General features: G+C 59.9%; 11 protein-coding genes and 1 other RNA gene. 5 read left to right on the forward strand and 7 right to left on the reverse strand.

What is annotated here, in order from left to right; genetic code table 11:
* Positions 1–102: 102 nt before the first annotated feature.
* Entirely contained in the window at positions 103–1,803 is a 1,701-nt protein-coding gene (locus tag HB680_RS02230; RefSeq protein WP_213936942.1) for a GGDEF and EAL domain-containing protein, read from the reverse strand.
* A 415-nt stretch (positions 1,804–2,218) separates the two neighbouring features.
* On the opposite strand from HB680_RS02230, the gene HB680_RS02235 reads away from it, so the two are divergent.
* Both HB680_RS02235 and HB680_RS02240 read left to right on the forward strand, forming a co-directional pair.
* Positions 2,219–2,533, forward strand: coding sequence for a helix-turn-helix transcriptional regulator (locus tag HB680_RS02235; protein WP_054054050.1), 315 nt, complete (start codon positions 2,219–2,221; stop codon positions 2,531–2,533).
* Positions 2,534–2,693: 160 nt separating this feature from the next.
* On the forward strand, positions 2,694–3,602 hold the full coding sequence (locus HB680_RS02240) for a DUF2167 domain-containing protein (protein ID WP_213936943.1): 909 nt from the start codon (positions 2,694–2,696) through the stop codon (positions 3,600–3,602).
* 185 nt (positions 3,603–3,787) lie between these two features.
* Here HB680_RS02240 and ffs read toward each other — a convergent pair.
* The 6 genes from ffs to HB680_RS02270 all read right to left on the reverse strand — a co-directional run bounded on the left by ffs (position 3,788) and on the right by HB680_RS02270 (position 13,089).
* Positions 3,788–3,884, reverse strand: an RNA gene (ffs, locus tag HB680_RS02245) — signal recognition particle sRNA small type.
* 133 nt (positions 3,885–4,017) lie between these two features.
* On the reverse strand, positions 4,018–5,181 hold the full coding sequence (locus tag HB680_RS02250) for a putative zinc-binding metallopeptidase (protein ID WP_213936944.1): 1,164 nt from the start codon (positions 5,179–5,181) through the stop codon (positions 4,018–4,020).
* Positions 5,182–5,334: 153 nt separating this feature from the next.
* Positions 5,335–7,692 carry an NAD-dependent DNA ligase LigA gene (gene ligA, locus HB680_RS02255; protein ID WP_213936945.1) on the reverse strand — a complete coding sequence of 786 codons (2,358 nt, stop codon included), beginning with the start codon at positions 7,690–7,692 and terminating at the stop codon, positions 5,335–5,337.
* A 165-nt stretch (positions 7,693–7,857) separates the two neighbouring features.
* Entirely contained in the window at positions 7,858–8,712 is an 855-nt protein-coding gene (zipA, locus tag HB680_RS02260; RefSeq protein WP_017337515.1) for a cell division protein ZipA, read from the reverse strand.
* Positions 8,713–8,938: 226 nt separating this feature from the next.
* Positions 8,939–12,427: a chromosome segregation protein SMC gene (gene smc / locus HB680_RS02265; RefSeq protein ID WP_213936946.1), complete on the reverse strand. Its 3,489-nt coding sequence runs from the start codon at positions 12,425–12,427 to the stop codon at positions 8,939–8,941.
* A 2-nt stretch (positions 12,428–12,429) separates the two neighbouring features.
* Complete coding sequence (locus tag HB680_RS02270; protein ID WP_213936947.1) at positions 12,430–13,089, reverse strand: GntR family transcriptional regulator; 660 nt, start codon at positions 13,087–13,089, stop codon at positions 12,430–12,432.
* A 265-nt stretch (positions 13,090–13,354) separates the two neighbouring features.
* On the opposite strand from HB680_RS02270, the gene xdhA reads away from it, so the two are divergent.
* From xdhA to xdhC, 3 genes are all read left to right on the forward strand, one after another.
* Complete coding sequence (xdhA, locus tag HB680_RS02275; RefSeq protein ID WP_213936948.1) at positions 13,355–14,809, forward strand: xanthine dehydrogenase small subunit; 1,455 nt, start codon at positions 13,355–13,357, stop codon at positions 14,807–14,809.
* The gene (gene xdhB / locus HB680_RS02280; protein WP_213936949.1) at positions 14,802–17,201 is read left to right on the forward strand and encodes a xanthine dehydrogenase molybdopterin binding subunit; all 2,400 of its coding nucleotides are present in this window, start codon (positions 14,802–14,804) and stop codon (positions 17,199–17,201) included. The genes xdhA and xdhB overlap by 8 nt, the downstream gene beginning before the upstream one ends.
* Positions 17,202–17,319: 118 nt before the next feature.
* Positions 17,320–18,165, forward strand: coding sequence for a xanthine dehydrogenase accessory protein XdhC (gene xdhC / locus HB680_RS02285; protein ID WP_213936950.1), 846 nt, complete (start codon positions 17,320–17,322; stop codon positions 18,163–18,165).
* Positions 18,166–18,167: the final 2 nt, after the last annotated feature.

Consider the following 18,167-nt stretch of genomic DNA (forward strand, 5'->3'; position numbering starts at 1 on the left):
TGCTCGCGAATGCGGTGTATCAGTCAACAACATTGCTGAATGACACACCGCATTCGCGAGCAAGCCTGCCCCCACAAGGGGATGGGTGGTAATTACAAAAACTCAGCCAACCTGATCCAACTCTCGCCACTCCACCGGTGCAACAAACCCGGCGACCCAATCCGGCACCTCGGCCGGCGGCATTGGCCTGGCGATGAAATAGCCCTGGGCCACTTCACACCCCAGTTCCAGCAGCAATCGACCGTGCTCGACACTCTCCAGCCCTTCGGCAATCACCTGCCGGCCAAACGCCCGGGCCAGACCAATCACCGCGGTGGTCAGGGCCAAATCGTCACGATCGTGAAGAATGTCGCGGACAAAGGATTTATCAATCTTGATCGTTTGCGTGCGCAGGCGCTTGAGGTAGCTCAGCGACGAATAACCCGTACCGAAATCCCCCAGTGAAAACTGCACCCCGAGCGCCTGACAGGCCTGCAAACAGGCGCTGACATGCTGGATGTTCTCGACGGCCACCGACTCGACGATCTCCAGGTCCAGCAGTTGCGGGGCGACCTGGGCATGCCGGGCGAGCACCTGCCTGAGCCGCTCGACGAAATCCGCGCGCTGGAAATGTCGCGCCGCGATATTAATGCTGATCGGCCAGCCCTGCCCCGCCTGCTGCCAGCGGTGCAACTGCGACAAGACCTGATCCATCACCCATTCGCCGATATCGATGATCAGGTCGGTTTCCTCCACCAACGGCAGGAAATCCCGTGGCGGCACCAGGCCGTTTTGCGGATGCTGCCAACGCAACAACGCCTCGAAACCGACCACCTCGCCACGGCGCATGTTCACCTTGGGTTGGAAATACAGGCGCAATTCGCCAGCGGCCAACGCCTGACGGACGCGCTCAACTGTCTGGTGCGTGACCTTGACCTCTTGATCCCGGGACACATCGAACAGATGAAAACGATTACGCCCGCGCTGCTTGGCCACGTACATCGCCTGATCGGCATGGCGCAACAGGGTTTCGGCATCTTCGTGATCGTAGGGGAACAGCGTCACGCCAATACTGGCGAACACATTGACGTCCTTGCCATGCAGCGAATACGGCGCCGAGATCGCGCCCAGCACTCGATTCAGTGCCGCGCGCAGTTCCGGCAGATCCCGCACGTAACGCAACACCAGCACAAACTCGTCGCCGGCCAGCCGTGCCACCACATCTTCGCCCCGCACAATCGCGCGCAAGCGCTTGGCCACTTCTACGAGCAACAGATCGCCACTGGCGTGGCCATAACCGTCGTTGACGGCTTTAAAGCCATCGAGGTCGAGCATGCACACCGCCAGCGGAATGTTTTCCTGGCGGGAGAACTCCAGCGCCTGGTCCAGCAGGTCCGAAAGGAATGCGCGATTGGGTAGACCGGTCAGCACGTCATGCCCGACCCGCCATTGCAGGGAATGCAGTAACTGGCGTTTTTCGCTGATGTCGAAACGAATCGACAGGTAGCGGTCAACCCGCCCCGTGGCGTCATTAAGTACGGGCACCATGGTGCTCTCGACCCAATACAGGCTGCCATCCTTGGCGCGGTTGCAGATCTCGCCTTTCCACACACTGCCCAGAGCGATGGTGCGCCAGAGGTTGGCGAAGAAGTCAGCAGAGTGCAGGCCGGAATTCAGCAGGCGATGGTTCTGCCCGATCAGTTCCTCGCGGCTGTAGCCGGAAATAGCACAAAACTGATCATTGACGTACGTGATGCGGCCACTCAGATCCGTTTCGGAAAAGATAGCGGCAGCATCCACGGCCCTGCGGTATTTCTCATCCATGAGTCAGGCTCGCTGTCGCTAGCGGTGGTACCGCTCGACCAGCACACAATGCCCGGAAGAGATGTTTTGAGACGGACTGCGCAGAGACACGTGGTTACTCCATGACAGCATTTGATGGCCCCGGGACAGTCGAAGATCAACTAGGCTCAAAGGCCTCGGTGAAATTGGAAACAGTGATCCAGGCAACATTTTGCAAGGCATTCGAGCCACCCGTGGCGTCTCCCCACACCGACACTGGAACGCAATGCTGGCTGTTCCATATCGCCTTAACTTCTGAAAGCAGGTCACCAAATGCCCCCTCTGAGTGGCGATTCTACGAAATGCATCACATTTTGCAAAGCAAGGTGATGGATCATGCAGTTGTCTAATGCAAAAATCTATCGTTAAGTTCTTGATTCTAAATGGGAATTGAGCGATGCAAATTTCAAGTTTGGGTCCGGCCATCCGACGCTATCGCAAGGTCGCGGGGCTTACTCAGGCTGAACTCGGCGAAAAAACCGGTTTTGACCCCAAAACCATCAGCCGCTTCGAAACCGGCACCTATACCCCCAGCGTGGAAGCGTTGTTCCTGCTTGCCGATGTGCTGGGCGTGAAGCTGAAAGCGTTTTTCGCCGATATGGGCGATGAAGACGAACAGCGGGCGTACCTGTTCAGCGTCATACATAAAGCCACCTCAAAGGATCTGGGAAAGCTGATCGCAGCGGTTGACCAGGCCTTGTCCAAGCCTTAGTGCCAGTAATGAAAAAGGCAGATTTGTCGACATCGATAAATCTGCCTTTTCTGCGTCCTGGCGCCTGAAAAACCCGCGCTTTGAGCGTTGAAGGGCGTGCATCGATAGTGGCCATCCGATATTCTCCGCACGAAATTAATTCAAAATGTAAGGGAATACGATGAAACACCTCCGCCCGATCCTCATGGCAGCACTGCTGTGCGCGCTTCACACCCCCGTACAAGCTGCCAGCAATCCTCCGGCGGCACCCGCTGAAGCCGCTCAAGTACAGCAAACACCCGAACAGTTTCTCGCCACCCTCAAAAAACAGCACGGCACCATCACCCTGCCCTCAGGCATTGCCACGCTGAAACTCAACGACGAGTTTTATTACCTGGACCCGAATGACACCGAACGCTTGCTGACCGACGGCTGGGGTAACCCGCCCGGCCACAAGACCCTGGGCATGATCATTCCAAAAGCCGTGAACCCACTGACCGCGAGCGGCTGGGGCGTGATCGTCAGCTACAAGGACGACGGGCATATTTCCGACGAAGATGCGGCAAAAATCGACTATGCCGACCTGCTCAAGCAAATGCAGGAAGAGGATGAGGAAGACAACAAGGAGCGTCAGAAGCAGGGCTATGCCGGCCTGCACCTGCTGGGCTGGGCCGAGCAGCCGCACTACGATGAAACCACCCACAAAATGTACTGGGCCCGGGAATTGAAAGCCGACGATGCCGAAGACAGCACGTTGAACTACAGCATTCGCGTGCTGGGCCGCAAAGGCGTCCTGGAACTGAACGCCGTCGCCGCCATGGCTGACCTGCCGGTGATCAAGCAGGAACTGCCGAAAGTCATCGCCTTCACCAACTTCACCGACGGCAACCTCTACACCGACTACAGCCCCGGCACCGACAAACTGGCCTCTTATGGCCTGGCGGCACTGGTGGGCGGTGGTCTGGCGGCCAAGGCCGGGTTGTTTGCCAAGATCGGCATTTTCCTGCTGGCCGCGAAGAAGTTCTTGATCGTAGGGTTGGTGGTGATCGCAGGGTTTGTGCGCAAGTTGTTCAGTCGCAACAAAGGCTAAGACCATTACCTGTCTGTGCTGCCGGGTGACACTGGCAGCGCAGCATCCACAAACGCCAGACATGACAAAACCGCCGCATCAAACGCAGCAGAGAAACAAAATTCAAGGTTTTTAAAACGAGATGCATCGGAGGGTACTGCGCGCTCAACTCATCGAATCCAAAGAGAGGAGCGTTATGGAGGCAACCCCACCAGCCACACCCCGGCACACAATGTTCCCGCTGTGGCTGCTTCCTTCCGGATCTGACCAGGTTCACGGGTAATCGTTGCGGAGGGACCGATGGAGTCACCATAACGACATTCACCTGACGGCGAACGGCGCCATTGTACCTATCTGAGTCGAAGTTACAACCGTTCGATTCAGATTAAAAATATGAATCAGGTCAAGGACATGCACCGACCCTGAAAAGCCGGGCCTATTGCGCCAACACCTCATCCGCCCTGCCGCCCTCCTGCTGGATCACCAGGTGGATAAAGTGCAGCTTGGCAATCACCGCGGGCGGCAGGACGAACGGATAGAAATCCGGTTGCCCCATGCTGCGCGACAATTCGTTGAGCATGCCCGCCAGTTCAATCCACGCATTGACGAACGACAGGAACGCCGCGCCGCCGGGATGCTGCGGGTCGTAGAGGGTGCTGGAGGGAAATGGCTGGTAATCGAAATCCATTTCCCGGGCACTCATGCCAAAGCCCAGGGCGGTGTCCACCGCGTCCATCATGTGCAGGTAGTGCGCCCAGGTTTCGGCCCAGTCTTCCCACGGGTGCATGGTCGCGTAGGCACTGACGAAATGTTGCGGCCAGTCCAGCGGCGCGCCTTGCTGATAATGCCGCTCAAGGGCGTCGGCGTAGCTGACGCGTTCGTCGCCGAACAGCCCCCGGAACGGTTCCAGCCAATGGCTGTTGGCGATCAATCGATCCCAGTAGTAATGCCCGACTTCGTGGCGAAAATGCCCGAGTAATGTGCGATACGGCTCGTGCATCTGCACCCGGATCTGCTCGCGGTGCGCGTCGTCGGCTTCCTTGATATCGAGGGTGATCAGGCCATTGGCGTGACCGGTGGTGGGCGGCTTGCCTTCGAGGTCGACGCCAATGAAATCGAAGGCCAGGCCGGTTTCTTCGTTCACCGTTTTGGGGATCACCTGCAAACCGAGGCTGACCAGTTGCGCGACCAGTCGCCGCTTGGCCGTTTCGACCTTGCGCCAGCGTTCAGGATTTTCGGGGATCGAGAGATCAGGAATGGTGTGGTTCAGGCTGCACGCAATGCACAACGCATCGTGGTCGTTGGCGGGGAGCAGCCAGTTACACGCAGCCGGGGAATCGAGATTGGCGCAGCGGCGAAACACACCGGCCTCGGGGTCGGCGTCGAGCAGCCAGGTGTCCGCTTGCAGACCGGGTTGCAGCGATGACAAGCGACTCTGTTCCGGCTGATAGCCCAGCGCGGCGGAGCAGGCCAGGCACTGGCTATTGCGAAAGAACAGCGACTGCCCACAACGGCAATGCCAGACCTTGCTGTTGCGCGAGCTCTCGCCGATGAAGGGCGCGGCGATGCGGGAACTGAGCTGTTCGAAGAAACGGTACATGGCGAACTCTCCCTGAGGGGTGCCAAGACTAGATCATTTCAGCCTCGCGATCGTTCCGGTTTTTTGCGCAATGGCCGACATCGCTTTCGCGAGCAAGCCCGCTCCCACAGGATTGCGCGGACCTTGTGGGAGCGGGCTTGCTCGCGAAAGGCGTCACACCGGAATGTCATACTTGCGCAGAAACTCGACAAACGCCTCTTCATCCAGCACTTCCACCCCCAGTTCATTAGCCTTGGCCAATTTGGAACCCGCCCCCGGCCCTGCCACTACGCAATGGGTCTTGGCCGACACCGAACCGGCCACTTTGGCGCCAAGGCTTTCAAGCTTCTCCTTGGCCACATCGCGGCTCATCAACTCAAGCGAACCGGTCAGCACCCAGGCCTGCCCGGCCAGCGGCAGGCCTTCGACGACTTTCTTTTCGCTCTTCCAGTGCATGCCAAAATCACGCAATTGCTTCTCGGCGGCCTCGGCAATCTGCCGATTCTCTGCAACCGCAAAAAACTCGCGAACCGAATTCGCCTGTTTCTCCGGCAATGCCTGACGCATGTCCAGCCAGTCAGCGTTGAACACGCCTTCCAGCGACCCAAACTTGTCCGCAAGCTTCTGCGCCCCGCCCGGCCCTACCGATGGAATGTGCAACTTGTCGAGGAAACCACCGAGCGTAGTACTGGCGGAAAACTCGGCACCCAGTTCGCCCTGATCCTGAATCTGCAAACCGTGCTTGAGCAGTTCTGCAATCACCTGCCGGTTATGCGCATCTGCAAAGAAGCTGTGAATCTCATACGCCACTTCCAGCCCGACATCCGGCAAGTACGTCAAGACTTGCGGCAACGCCTGTTGCACCCGCTCCAGCGAGCCCAGGGAGCGCGCCAGCACCTTGGCTGTCTCTTCGCCGACATCGGGAATGCCGAGGGCGTAGATGAAGCGTGCCAGGCTCGGCTGCCTGCTGTCTTCGATGGCGCTGAGCAGTTTTTTACTCGATAGCTCGGCAAAGCCTTCCAGATCGACAATGTCTTCGAACTTCAGGGCATACAGATCCGCCGGTGAACTCACCAGGCCTTCGTCGACCAGTTGCTCGACGCTCTTGTCGCCCAGGCCTTCGATGTCCATGGCGCGACGGGAGACAAAGTGGATGATCGCCTGCTTCAGTTGTGCGCCACAGGCCAGACGCCCGACGCAGCGATATACCGCGCCTTCGCTGATGGTCTCGCGCCCTTTGCTGCGCTTGACCAGTTGCGTGCGCTCCACATGCGAGCCGCACACCGGGCACTGTTCGGGAATCTGCACTGCCCGGGCATTTTCCGGACGACGTTCAAGGACCACCTGCACCACTTGCGGAATCACATCGCCTGCGCGGCGGATGATCACGGTGTCGCCGATCATCAAGCCCAGACGCGCGACTTCATCCATGTTGTGCAACGTCGCGTTGGCCACGGTCACCCCGGCCACCTTGACCGGTTTCAAGCGTGCGACCGGCGTCACGGCGCCGGTACGGCCGACCTGGAATTCCACGTCGAGCAATTCGGTGAGTTCTTCCATCGCCGGGAATTTGTGGGCAATCGCCCAACGCGGCTCGCGGGCGCGGAACCCCAGTTCACGCTGCGAGGCAATGCTGTTGACCTTGAACACCACACCATCGATTTCATAGCCCAGCGCATTGCGGCGCTCGCCGATGTCGCGGTAGTAATCCAGGCATTCGTCGATGCCGTGGGCCAGTTTCAGCTCATGACTGATCGGCATGCCCCAGACCTGCAACTGTTTGAGATTGCCGATGTGGGTGTCGGCAATGTCCGCCGAAATCTGGCCGATGCCGTAGCAGCAGAATTCCAGTGGGCGGTTGGCGGTGATCTTCGAATCCAGCTGACGCAAGCTGCCGGCCGCCGCGTTACGCGGGTTGGCGAACGTCTTGCCGCCGACTTCCAGTTGCGTGGCGTTGAGCCGTTCGAAACCAGCCTTGGACATGAACACTTCGCCGCGCACTTCCAGGGTCGCCGGCCAGCCGGTGCCGTGCAGCTTGAGCGGAATGTTGCGCACAGTGCGCACGTTGACGCTGATGTCTTCGCCAGTGGTGCCGTCGCCGCGCGTGGCGCCACGTACCAGCACGCCGTCCTGATAAAGCAGGCTGACCGCTAGGCCATCGAGTTTCGGTTCGCAGCTGTATTCCACGGCCGCGCCGCCAGCGAACAGGTCGCCGGCCGGCAGGTCGAGGTCTTCGGTCACGCGGCGATCGAACTCGCGCATGTCGGTTTCTTCGAAGGCGTTGCCGAGGCTGAGCATCGGCACTTCGTGGCGCACCTGAGTGAACGCCGACAGGGCTGCGCTGCCGACGCGCTGGGTCGGCGAGTCGCTGGTGATCAGTTCGGGATTGGCCGCTTCGAGGGCCTTGAGCTCATGGAACAACCGATCGTACTCGGCGTCCGGAATGCTTGGCTCGTCCATCACGTGGTAGCGATAGTTGTGCTGATCCAGCTCAGCGCGCAGCTCTAGAATGCGGGTTTTGGCGGCAGTCATGGGTGTTCTCTCATAAAGCAAAAGAGCAGCCGAGGCTGCTCTATCTGTACAAATCATTGTAGGAGCATGGCTTGCCCGCGATGGCGTCCTTGAGATTGCCATCGCGAGCAAGCTTTGCTCCTACAGGGTGTAGGAGACGCGGCGCGATCTCCCACACATCGCCAGTTAACGTTTCTGGGTCAGGGCGCGACGCTCGAATTCAACGATGCGCTGACGGTAGTGCTCAATCGTCTGGGCGGTCAGCACGCTGCGCTGATCATCCTTCAGCTCGCCGTTCAATTCCTGGGACAGTTTGCGCGCTGCGGCCACCATCACGTCGAAGGCTTGCTTCGGATGACGCGGGCCTGGCAGGCCGAGGAAGAAGCTCACCGCCGGGGTGCTGAAATGGTCGATGTCGTCCAGATCGAAGATGCCCGGCTTGACCGCGTTGGCCATGGAGAACAGCACTTCACCGTTACCCGCCATGCTTTCGTGGCGGTGGAAAATATCCATCTCGCCGAAACGCAGGCCGCTTTCCAGAATGTTCTGCAACAACGCCGGGCCCTTGAAGCCGGCAGCGTCGCGGCAGATCACGCTGATCACCAGCACTTCTTCGGCTTGCGGTTGTTCTTTGTCGCTGACCGACGGCGAAGCCTTGGTGTCATCCGGGAAATCGTCGTCGCGGCTGCTGAAGCTCGGGCCGCCGTCCAGGTCCAGGCTGAGGTTCATGTCGCCCTGGGAAGGCTCGCCATGGCCACGCTTGCCGCGCTTGGAGCCCGACTCACGGGGTTCCCGGGCCGGCATGCTCACCGACGGCAGATCGTGCTCGTCCAGTTGCGGCTCTTTATGCGTGTCCAGCACCCGAGGCGGGCCCAACAGCTCGGCGCTGGTGTCCTCGTCCGGCAGGTTGGACAGACTTCGATCAAGACGGAATTTCAGTTTTCCCTTGCCGCCGCGCATGCGGCGCCAGCCATCGAAAAGAATACCGGCAATGACAATAATGCCGATGACGATCAGCCACTCGCGCAGACCGATTTCCATGTAATCCCGTGCCTCTATAAAAAATGCTGAAAAATAAGGGGTTTACAACGTGCAAACCGCTTTAAAACGTGGCGCCAACTCTATGTTCTGACAGGCGTTTTGCCCACGTATACGAAAAATTGACATTAAACTAGCACGACCAAAGGCTTCGCAGCTACAAGCTTTAAGCTCCAAGCCGCAAGCCGTGTCAACTTGCAGCTTAAAGCTTGCAACTTGCGGCTGGCCGCTAGGCCTCCACCATCGCCATCGCTTCCTCGACATCCACTGCCACCAAACGTGAGCAACCCGGTTCGTGCATCGTCACCCCCATCAGTTGATCGGCCATTTCCATGGCGATCTTGTTGTGGGTGATGTAGATGAACTGCACCGTCTGCGACATCTCCTTGACCAGCCGTGCGTAGCGTCCAACGTTAGCGTCATCCAGTGGCGCGTCAACTTCATCGAGCATGCAGAACGGCGCCGGGTTCAACTTGAAGATCGCAAAAACCAGGGCCAATGCGGTCAGGGCTTTTTCGCCACCGGAGAGCAAATGGATGGTGCTGTTCTTCTTTCCTGGCGGCCGCGCCATGATCGTTACCCCTGTATCGAGTAGATCTTCGCCCGTCAGTTCCAAATACGCGCTGCCGCCACCGAAAACTTTTGGGAAAAGTGCCTGAATTCCGGCATTGATCTGATCAAAGGTATCTTTGAAGCGGTTTCGCGTTTCTTTGTCGATCTTGCGAATCACGTTTTCCAACGTATCCAGCGCTTCCACCAGATCGTCGTTCTGGGCATCCAGATAACGTTTACGCTCGGATTGTTGCGTGTATTCGTCGATGGCCGCGAGGTTGATCGCGCCGAGACGCGCAATGCGCGCAGCAATGCGCTCCAGTTCTTCCTCAGCCTCTTTCTCGTTGGCCTCGGCCACCAGAGTCGCGATCACGCCGTGGAGGTCGTAGCCGTCTTCCAGCAACTGATCTTCCAGGGTCTTGCGCCGCACGGTCAGGGCTTGCCATTCCATGCGCTGATGTTCGAGCTGGCCGCGGATCAATTGCGATTGTTGCTCGGCCTGATTGCGCCGCTTCTCGGCATCGCGCAATTCCCGGTCGGCATCTTCCATGGCCGTTTGCGCGGTCTTGAGTTCTTCGTCGACGGTCATGCGCTTGTCGAGCAACTCTTCGAGTTTCAGGCGCAGCTCTTCCAGCGGTGCCTCGCCCTCCTCCAGATTGAGACTGAGTTGCTCGCGCTTCTCGGTCAGGCGTTCGGACTGCATTTCCAGCCGCTCAAGTGCCTGACGAGTCGAATCATGTTGCGCCTTGAGCGAACCCAGACGCACCGCCAATTGATGCGCATGATCCTTGTGCTGCCGGGCTTCCTGACGCACCCGGTCGAGGCGTTCGCGCAAGCTGTCGCGCTGGGCCAGCAGCAACTCGCGCTGCTCGGTGTCGAGGGCCATGCTGTCGAGGGCTTCCTGCAATTGCAGGCGCGCCTCGCCGATGTTTTCGTGCTCCAGCGCCCGTTGCTCGCTCAGCTCAGTCAGTTCTTCATCGAGACGGGTACGGCGCAGGGTCAGTTGTTCGGCCTTGGCTTTACCGGCGGACAACTGCGCTTTCAATTCACCTTGCTGACGCGCCTCGTCTTGCAGCAGACGGCGCAAATGTTCGCGACCGTTTTCCTGCTGACGCTGTTGCGCCCTGAGATTTTGAAGCTGGGTTTCCAGGGTTTCGACCGTGGCTTCGCGCTCTTCCCGCTCAAGGCCCAGTTGCTGGATTTCCTGACCACGGGCGAGCACGCCACTTTCCGCTTCACTGGCGCGACGCACGCGTAAAAAGTGTCGCCCGACCCAGTAGCCGTCGCGGCTGATCAGGCTTTCACCGGCGGCCAATTGGCCACGCAAGGCCAAGGCCTGCTCAAGACTGTCCACCGGTTTGACCTGCCCCAGCCATGGCGACAAATCGATCTGCGCCTCGACCTTGTCGAGCAAACTCCCGGCCACCCGCACGCCATCGCTGGCAGGGCTGAGCAAGCGCAAATCGCCCTGGGCAAATCCGGCCAGATCGAAATCGCTGAAGTCATCCACCAGCACCGCTTGCAGGTCAGCGCCGAGCACGGTTTCCACCGCCAGCTCCCAACCCGCTTCAACCTTCAGGCCTTCGGCCAGGCGCGGACGCTCTGCCAGATTCTGTTCACGCAACCATTCGGCAGTGCCGGTGCCCGGATCGAGCGCGGCTTGCTGCAAGGCTTCCAGCGACGCGAGACGACCATTAAGGCGCTGCAAATCGCCCTGGGCTTGTTGCTGCGCCGTCAACGCGTGCTGCAATTCCTGACGCAGTTGTTCAAGCTTTTCGACCTGAGCTTGTTCACTGGTCTGCAAATCCTCAAGCGTCGCTTCGGATTCAGCGAGCTGCTCGCTGAGCGCCATGATCGCCGCATCTTCCGGGTCGGCCGAGAGCAACGCGCGCTCCTCGCCCAAACGCTTCTGGCGATCGGCCAAGCGTTCCATGCTGGTTTCCAGCTGCTGGATGCGCGACTGCTGCACTTCGGACTGACGCCGGGGCTCGGCGGCGGTGAGGTTGAAGGTGTCCCACTGCTCCTGCCACGCGTGCATGGTGGTTTCGGACTCTTCCAGCGCGGCGGCGGCTTCTTCAGCGGCGGCGCTGGTGACTTCCTGCTCTGGCGTGAGCATGTCCAGCTCTTCGCCGAGGGTCAGCAGCAAGGTGCGGTCGTGGCCTAGGTGCGACTCGGTTTCCAGGCGGGCGCGCTCGGCTTCCTTCAAATCGTCCTGCAACTGGCGCAAACGCTGCTGGCCGTGCTGGATGCTCTGCTCGACCCGGGCGATGTCGCCGCCGACCGAATAGAAGCGCCCCTGCACCAGATTGAAGCGCTCGGACAGGTCATGGTGACCGTCACGCAGACGTTCAATCGCCGCATCGGCATTGCGTTGTTCGGCAACCAGGGCTTCGAAAGTGATTTCCTGATTGCCAATGATCGCTTCGCGCTGCCCGACCTGCTCGTTCAACGCCTGCCAGCGCAGCGCCGACAACTGGGCCTTGAGCTGACGCTCCTCGCCCTTGTATTCCTGATACTTCTTCGCCGACTCGGCCTGGCGATGCAAGCGCTCGAGTTGACGCTCAAGCTCTTCGCGCAAGTCAGTCAGGCGGGCCAGGTTTTCGTGGGTGCGGCGGATACGGTTTTCAGTCTCGCGCCGGCGCTCCTTGTACTTGGAGATCCCCGCCGCTTCTTCAATAAAGTTACGCAGGTCTTCAGGCTTGGCTTCGATCAGCTTGGAGATCATGCCCTGCTCGATGATCGAGTAGCTGCGCGGGCCCAGGCCGGTGCCGAGGAAGATGTCAGTGATGTCGCGGCGACGGCATTTGGTGCCGTTGAGGTAATAGCTGTTCTGGCTGTCGCGGGTGACTTTGCGGCGAATCGAGATTTCCGCGTAAGCCGCGTATTCGCCGACCAGGGTGCCGTCGGAGTTGTCGAACACCAGCTCGATGCTCGCCTGGCTCACCGGTTTGCGGCTGGTGGAGCCGTTGAAGATGACGTCGGTCATCGACTCGCCGCGCAAGTTTTTGGCCGAGCTCTCGCCCATCACCCAACGCACGGCATCGATAATGTTCGACTTGCCGCAACCATTGGGCCCGACCACCGCCGCCATGTTACTGGGGAAGTTCACCGTGGTCGGGTCGACGAAGGATTTGAACCCCGCCAGTTTGATGCACTTGAGCCGCACGCTTAAGCGACCGTCAGGGCGGAAACCACCAGATCACAGCTGCGCTGGGCATACGCCGTCAGCACCACGCGAATCTGCGGGAAATCACGGGCGATCACCGCTGCGAGCAAGCGCTCGAACAGCTCCAGAAATTCGCTCATCTCGGCCTTGCGCTGTTCCAGGGCGAGGAAATACGCGCGGCTCATGGCCGGCTGCAGATTCTCGACGGTTTCCTGCAAGTACGGGTTGTTGGCGAATGGGTACGCGGCGCGCATCACGCTGAAGCTGTCGTCGACGAACGTGCGGATGTCCTGGCGCTCGTAGCTGCCGACCAGACGCTGCTGGATCTGCACGAACGGCGCGAGGTCGGCCTGGGCTTGCCAACCGTTGGCCACAGCATTGCCGAGCAAGATGTACAACTCGCTCATCAGCGTGCACAGGCTCTGGACCTTGTGCGCGGTGAGTTCGGTCACGTGGGCACCCCGTCGCGGCAGGATCGCGATCAGGTGGCGGCGCTCGAGGATCAGCAACGCCTCACGGACCGAACCGCGGCTGACATTGAGGGCCAGCGTGACCTTCTGTTCCTGAATGCGCTCTCCCGGCTTCATTTCGCCGCGAATGATGCGTTCGGCGAGGTGGTGAGCGATTTGCTCGGCGAGGCTGTCCGGCGCCTTGAACGTCATGGTTGTCCTTCAAACTCTTCGATCTGCACAAGCGGCGCAGTGTAGCGCAATTGGTACGTCATGGCGGAGTGCCCACCCGGCGGTTTTTGGCACGAATCAAGCAAAAAGCAAGCTATCGAGTCAGGGTCAATACTGTTGAAACGCGTTGTTGATCGCCAAAACCGGCTTTCCTGACCTTTAAGTCAGAAAATCATTGACCGAAAAGTCAGACCTGATAAATTCGGTTCCATCGGTTAACAACAATAATGAGTCTGCGAGGCCTTCCGTGATCCAGTTTTTACTAAACCAGGAACTCCGTAGCGAGCACGCCCTGGACCCGAACCTGACCGTGCTCAATTACTTGCGCGACCATGTGGGCAAACCCGGTACCAAAGAAGGCTGCGCCAGCGGCGACTGCGGCGCGTGCACCGTGGTGGTCGGCGAGTTGCAAACGGATGACGACGGCCGCGAACACATTCGCTATCGCAGCCTCAATTCGTGCCTGACGTTCGTGTCGTCGCTGCACGGCAAACAACTGATCAGCGTTGAAGATCTCAAGCACAAGGGCGAACTGCACAGCGTGCAGAAAGCCATGATCGAGTGCCACGGCTCGCAATGCGGCTTCTGCACCCCGGGCTTCGTGATGTCGTTGTTCGCGCTGCAAAAGAACAGCGACGCACCCGACTCGCATAAAGCCCACGAAGCGCTGGCCGGCAACCTCTGCCGTTGCACCGGCTATCGGCCGATACTGCAAGCCGCCGAGCAGTCCTGCTGCGGCAAGCAACCGGATCAGTTCGACGCCCGCGAGGCCGACACCATCGCCCGCCTGAAAGCCATCGCCCCCACCGACATCGGCGAACTCAACAGTGGCGACAAGCGCTGCCTGGTACCCCTGACCGTCGCCGATCTGGCTGACCTCTACGACGCTTATCCACAGGCCCGCCTGCTGGCCGGCGGCACCGATCTCGCGCTGGAAGTCACGCAGTTCCACCGCACCTTGCCGGTGATGATCTACGTCGGCAACGTTGCCGAGATGAAGCGCATCGAAACCTTTGACGACCGCATCGAAATCGGCGCGGCCACCGCACTCTCCGACTGCTACGAAGCGCTGAATGCCGAGTACCCGGACTTCGGCGAACTGCTGCACCGTTTCGCGTCGCTGCAAATCCGCAATCAGGGCACCCTCGGCGGCAATATCGGTAACGCTTCGCCGATTGGTGACTCGCCACCGCTGCTGATTGCGCTCGGCGCGCAGGTTGTGTTGTGCAAGGGTGAAACCCGCCGCACGCTGAACCTCGACGACTACTTCATCGATTACAAAGTGACGGCGCGTCAGGAAAGCGAGTTCATCGAAAAGATCATCGTGCCGCGTGCCAGCGCCGAACAATTGTTCCGTGCATACAAGGTTTCCAAACGACTGGACGACGACATCTCCGCCGTCTGCGCCGCATTCAATCTGCGCGTGGAAAACGGTGTCATCACCGACGCCCGCATCGCTTTCGGCGGCATGGCCGCGATCCCGAAACGCGCCGCCCATTGCGAAACCGTGCTGATCGGCGCGCCGTTCAATAGCGCGCTGGTCGAGCGCGCCTGCGCCGCCCTCGCCGAAGATTTCACGCCGCTCTCGGACTTCCGCGCCAGCAAGGAATATCGCCTGCTCAGCGCGCAAAACCTGCTGCGCAAATACTTCATCGAACTGCAAACGCCGCACATCGAGACTCGGGTGACCGCTTATGTCTAATCATCACGCCGTAGAGAAGACCCAAGCCGAACTGGCTGAACTGTTCGCCAAGGACCTGACCACCGGTGTCGGCCGCAGCGTCAAGCACGACAGCGCCGCCAAACACGTGTCCGGTGAAGCGCAGTACATAGATGACCGGTTGGAATTCCCTAACCAGTTGCACGTTTACGCACGCCTGTCGGACCGCGCCCACGCGAAAATCATCAGCATCGACACCCAGCCCTGCTACGCCTTCGAAGGCGTGCGCATCGCCATCACCCACAAAGACGTGCCGGGTCTGAAAGACATCGGTCCGCTGCTGCCGGGTGATCCGCTGCTGGCCATCGATGACGTGCAATTCGTCGGGCAACCGGTGCTCGCCGTGGCGGCGAAAGACCTGGAAACCGCGCGCAAAGCCGCGATGGCCGCGATCATCGAATATGAAGATCTCGAACCGGTACTGGATGTGGTTGAAGCATTAAGAAAGCGCCACTTTGTACTCGACAGCCACACCCATCAGCGTGGCGATTCGGCCGGTGCATTGGCGACTGCCGAACACCGCATCCAGGGCACGCTGCACATTGGCGGCCAGGAACACTTCTACCTCGAAACCCAGATCTCTTCGGTGATGCCGACCGAAGACGGCGGGATGATCGTCTACTGCTCCACGCAAAACCCCACCGAAGTGCAGAAACTGGTCGCTGAAGTGCTCGACGTGTCGATGAACAAAATCGTGGTCGACATGCGCCGCATGGGCGGTGGTTTCGGCGGCAAGGAAACCCAGGCCGCGAGCCCGGCGTGCCTGTGTGCAGTTATTGCGCACCTGACCGGCCAGCCGACCAAAATGCGCCTGCCCCGGGTCGAAGACATGCTGATGACCGGCAAGCGTCACCCGTTTTACGTCGAGTACGACGTCGGCTTTGACAGCACCGGCCGCCTGCACGGTATCGCGCTGGAACTGGCCGGTAACTGTGGTTGCTCGCCAGACCTGTCGGCGTCGATTGTCGACCGTGCAATGTTCCACGCCGACAACTCTTATTACCTGGGCGACGCGACCATCAACGGTCACCGCTGCAAGACCAACACCGCGTCGAACACCGCTTACCGTGGCTTCGGCGGCCCGCAAGGCATGGTCGCCATCGAAGAAGTGATGGACGCCATCGCCCGGCATCTGGCCCTCGATCCGCTGGCCGTGCGCAAGGCCAACTACTACGGCAAGACCGAGCGCAACGTCACCCACTACTACCAGACCGTCGAGCACAACATGCTCGAGGAAATGACCGCCGAACTGGAAGAAAGCAGCCAGTACGCCGAGCGCCGCGAAGCGATCCGTCGCTACAACGCCAACAGCCCGATCCTGAAAAAAGGCCTGGCGCTGACCCCGGTGAAATTCGGTATTTCGTTCACCGCGAGCTTCCTCAACCAGGCCGGTGCGCTGGTGCACGTCTACACCGACGGCAGCATCCATTTGAACCACGGCGGCACCGAGATGGGCCAGGGCCTGAACACCAAAGTCGCGCAGGTCGTGGCCGAAGTGTTCCAGGTGGAAATGGACCGTGTGCAGATCACCGCGACCAACACCGACAAGGTACCAAACACCTCGCCGACCGCAGCTTCGAGCGGCGCCGACCTTAACGGTAAAGCCGCGCAGAACGCTGCGGAAATCATCAAGCAACGGCTCGTCGAATTCGCCGCGCGCCACTACAAAGTCAGCGAAGAAGACGTGGAGTTCCACAACGGCCACGTGCGGGTTCGCGATCACATCCTGACCTTCGAAGCGCTGATCCAGCAGGCGTATTTCGCCCAGGTTTCGTTGTCGAGCACCGGGTTCTACAAGACCCCGAAAATCTTCTACGACCGCAGCCAGGCCCGGGGACGTCCGTTCTACTACTACGCCTTTGGCGCGGCGTGCTGCGAAGTGATTGTCGACACCCTGACCGGCGAATACAAAATGCTGCGCACCGACATCCTTCACGACGTCGGCGCCTCGCTGAACCCGGCGATCGACATCGGTCAGGTCGAGGGCGGTTTCATTCAGGGCATGGGTTGGCTGACCATGGAAGAACTGGTGTGGAACAACAAAGGCAAACTGATGACCAACGGCCCCGCCAGCTACAAGATCCCGGCGGTTGCCGACATGCCGCTGGACCTGCGGGTGAAGCTGGTGGAAAACCGCAAGAACCCGGAAGACACGGTGTTCCATTCCAAGGCCGTGGGCGAGCCGCCGTTCATGCTCGGTATCGCGTCGTGGTGTGCAATTAAGGATGCGGTGGCGAGCCTCGGTGACTACAAGCATCAACCGAAGATCGATGCGCCGGCGACGCCGGAGCGGGTGTTGTGGGGGTGCGAGCAGATGCGCCAGTTGAAGGTGGCGAAGGCTGTCGAGGCTGAGCCGGAGTTGGCTTCGCTCTAAGACCGAGGCGCGGCCATTCGCGAGCAAGCCCGCTCCCACAGGGGAACGCATTCCAAATGTGGGAGCGGGCTTGCTCGCGAAGATGGCCGAACAGACAACACAGATGTCGAGGTGAAACATGTACAACTGGATCGACGCCCTCGCCGACCTGCAATCCCAGGGTGAACCCTGCGTGTTGGTGACCATCATCGAAGAGCTCGGCTCGACGCCGCGCAATGCCGGTTCGAAAATGGTCATCAGCGCAAGCCAGACCTTCGACACCATCGGTGGCGGGCATCTGGAATACAAGGCCATGCAGATCGGCCGCGAGATGCTCGCCAGCGGCAAGCAAGACACGCACCTGGAGCGCTTCAGCCTCGGCGCCAGCCTCGGCCAGTGCTGTGGCGGCGTGACCGTGTTGCTGTTCGAACCGATGGGCCAGGTCCAGGCGCAGATTGCCGTGTTCGGCGCCGGCCATGTCGGCCGGGCGCTGGTGCCGCTGCTCGCCAGCCTGCCCTGCCGGGTGCGCTGGATCGATTCGCGGGAAGCGGAGTTCCCGGACCAGATCCCCCACGGCGTGCGTAAAATCGTCGCCGAAGAACCGGTGGATGAAATCGACAACCTGCCCGCCGGCAGCTACTGCATCGTCATGACCCACAACCATCAACTCGACCTCGAACTCACCGCCGCGATCCTCAAGCGCAACGATTTCACCTACTTCGGCCTGATCGGTTCGAAGACCAAACGGGTGAAGTTCGAACATCGCCTGCGTGATCGTGGATTCGACAGCGACGTGCTGCAACGCATGCGTTGCCCGATGGGCATCGGCGAAGTCAAAGGCAAGTTGCCTGTGGAAATCGCCATCTCCATCGCCGGCGAAATCATCGCCACCTATAACGCGAATTTCGGCCAGCAGACCGCCAGCGCCGGATCATCGATTGCCAAACTGCTGCCTGCTTCTCGCCGCAGCCAAGCCTCTAATTGATA

The sequence above is a fragment of the Pseudomonas sp. dw_612 genome (assembly GCF_018449725.1).
GTDB lineage: Bacteria > Pseudomonadota > Gammaproteobacteria > Pseudomonadales > Pseudomonadaceae > Aquipseudomonas.

Bases quoted from the DNA above. Each gene is read 5' to 3' on its own strand.
- HB680_RS02230 (WP_213936942.1), bottom strand. From the start codon at position 1,803: ATGGATGAGAAATACCGCAGGGCCGTGGATGCTGCCGCTATCTTTTCC.
- HB680_RS02235 (WP_054054050.1), top strand. From the start codon at position 2,219: ATGCAAATTTCAAGTTTGGGTCCGGCCATCCGACGCTATCGCAAGGTC.
- HB680_RS02240 (WP_213936943.1), top strand. From the start codon at position 2,694: ATGAAACACCTCCGCCCGATCCTCATGGCAGCACTGCTGTGCGCGCTT.
- HB680_RS02250 (WP_213936944.1), bottom strand. From the start codon at position 5,181: ATGTACCGTTTCTTCGAACAGCTCAGTTCCCGCATCGCCGCGCCCTTC.
- ligA (WP_213936945.1), bottom strand. From the start codon at position 7,692: ATGACTGCCGCCAAAACCCGCATTCTAGAGCTGCGCGCTGAGCTGGAT.
- zipA (WP_017337515.1), bottom strand. From the start codon at position 8,712: ATGGAAATCGGTCTGCGCGAGTGGCTGATCGTCATCGGCATTATTGTC.
- HB680_RS02270 (WP_213936947.1), bottom strand. From the start codon at position 13,089: ATGACGTTCAAGGCGCCGGACAGCCTCGCCGAGCAAATCGCTCACCAC.
- xdhB (WP_213936949.1), top strand. From the start codon at position 14,802: ATGTCTAATCATCACGCCGTAGAGAAGACCCAAGCCGAACTGGCTGAA.
- xdhC (WP_213936950.1), top strand. From the start codon at position 17,320: ATGTACAACTGGATCGACGCCCTCGCCGACCTGCAATCCCAGGGTGAA.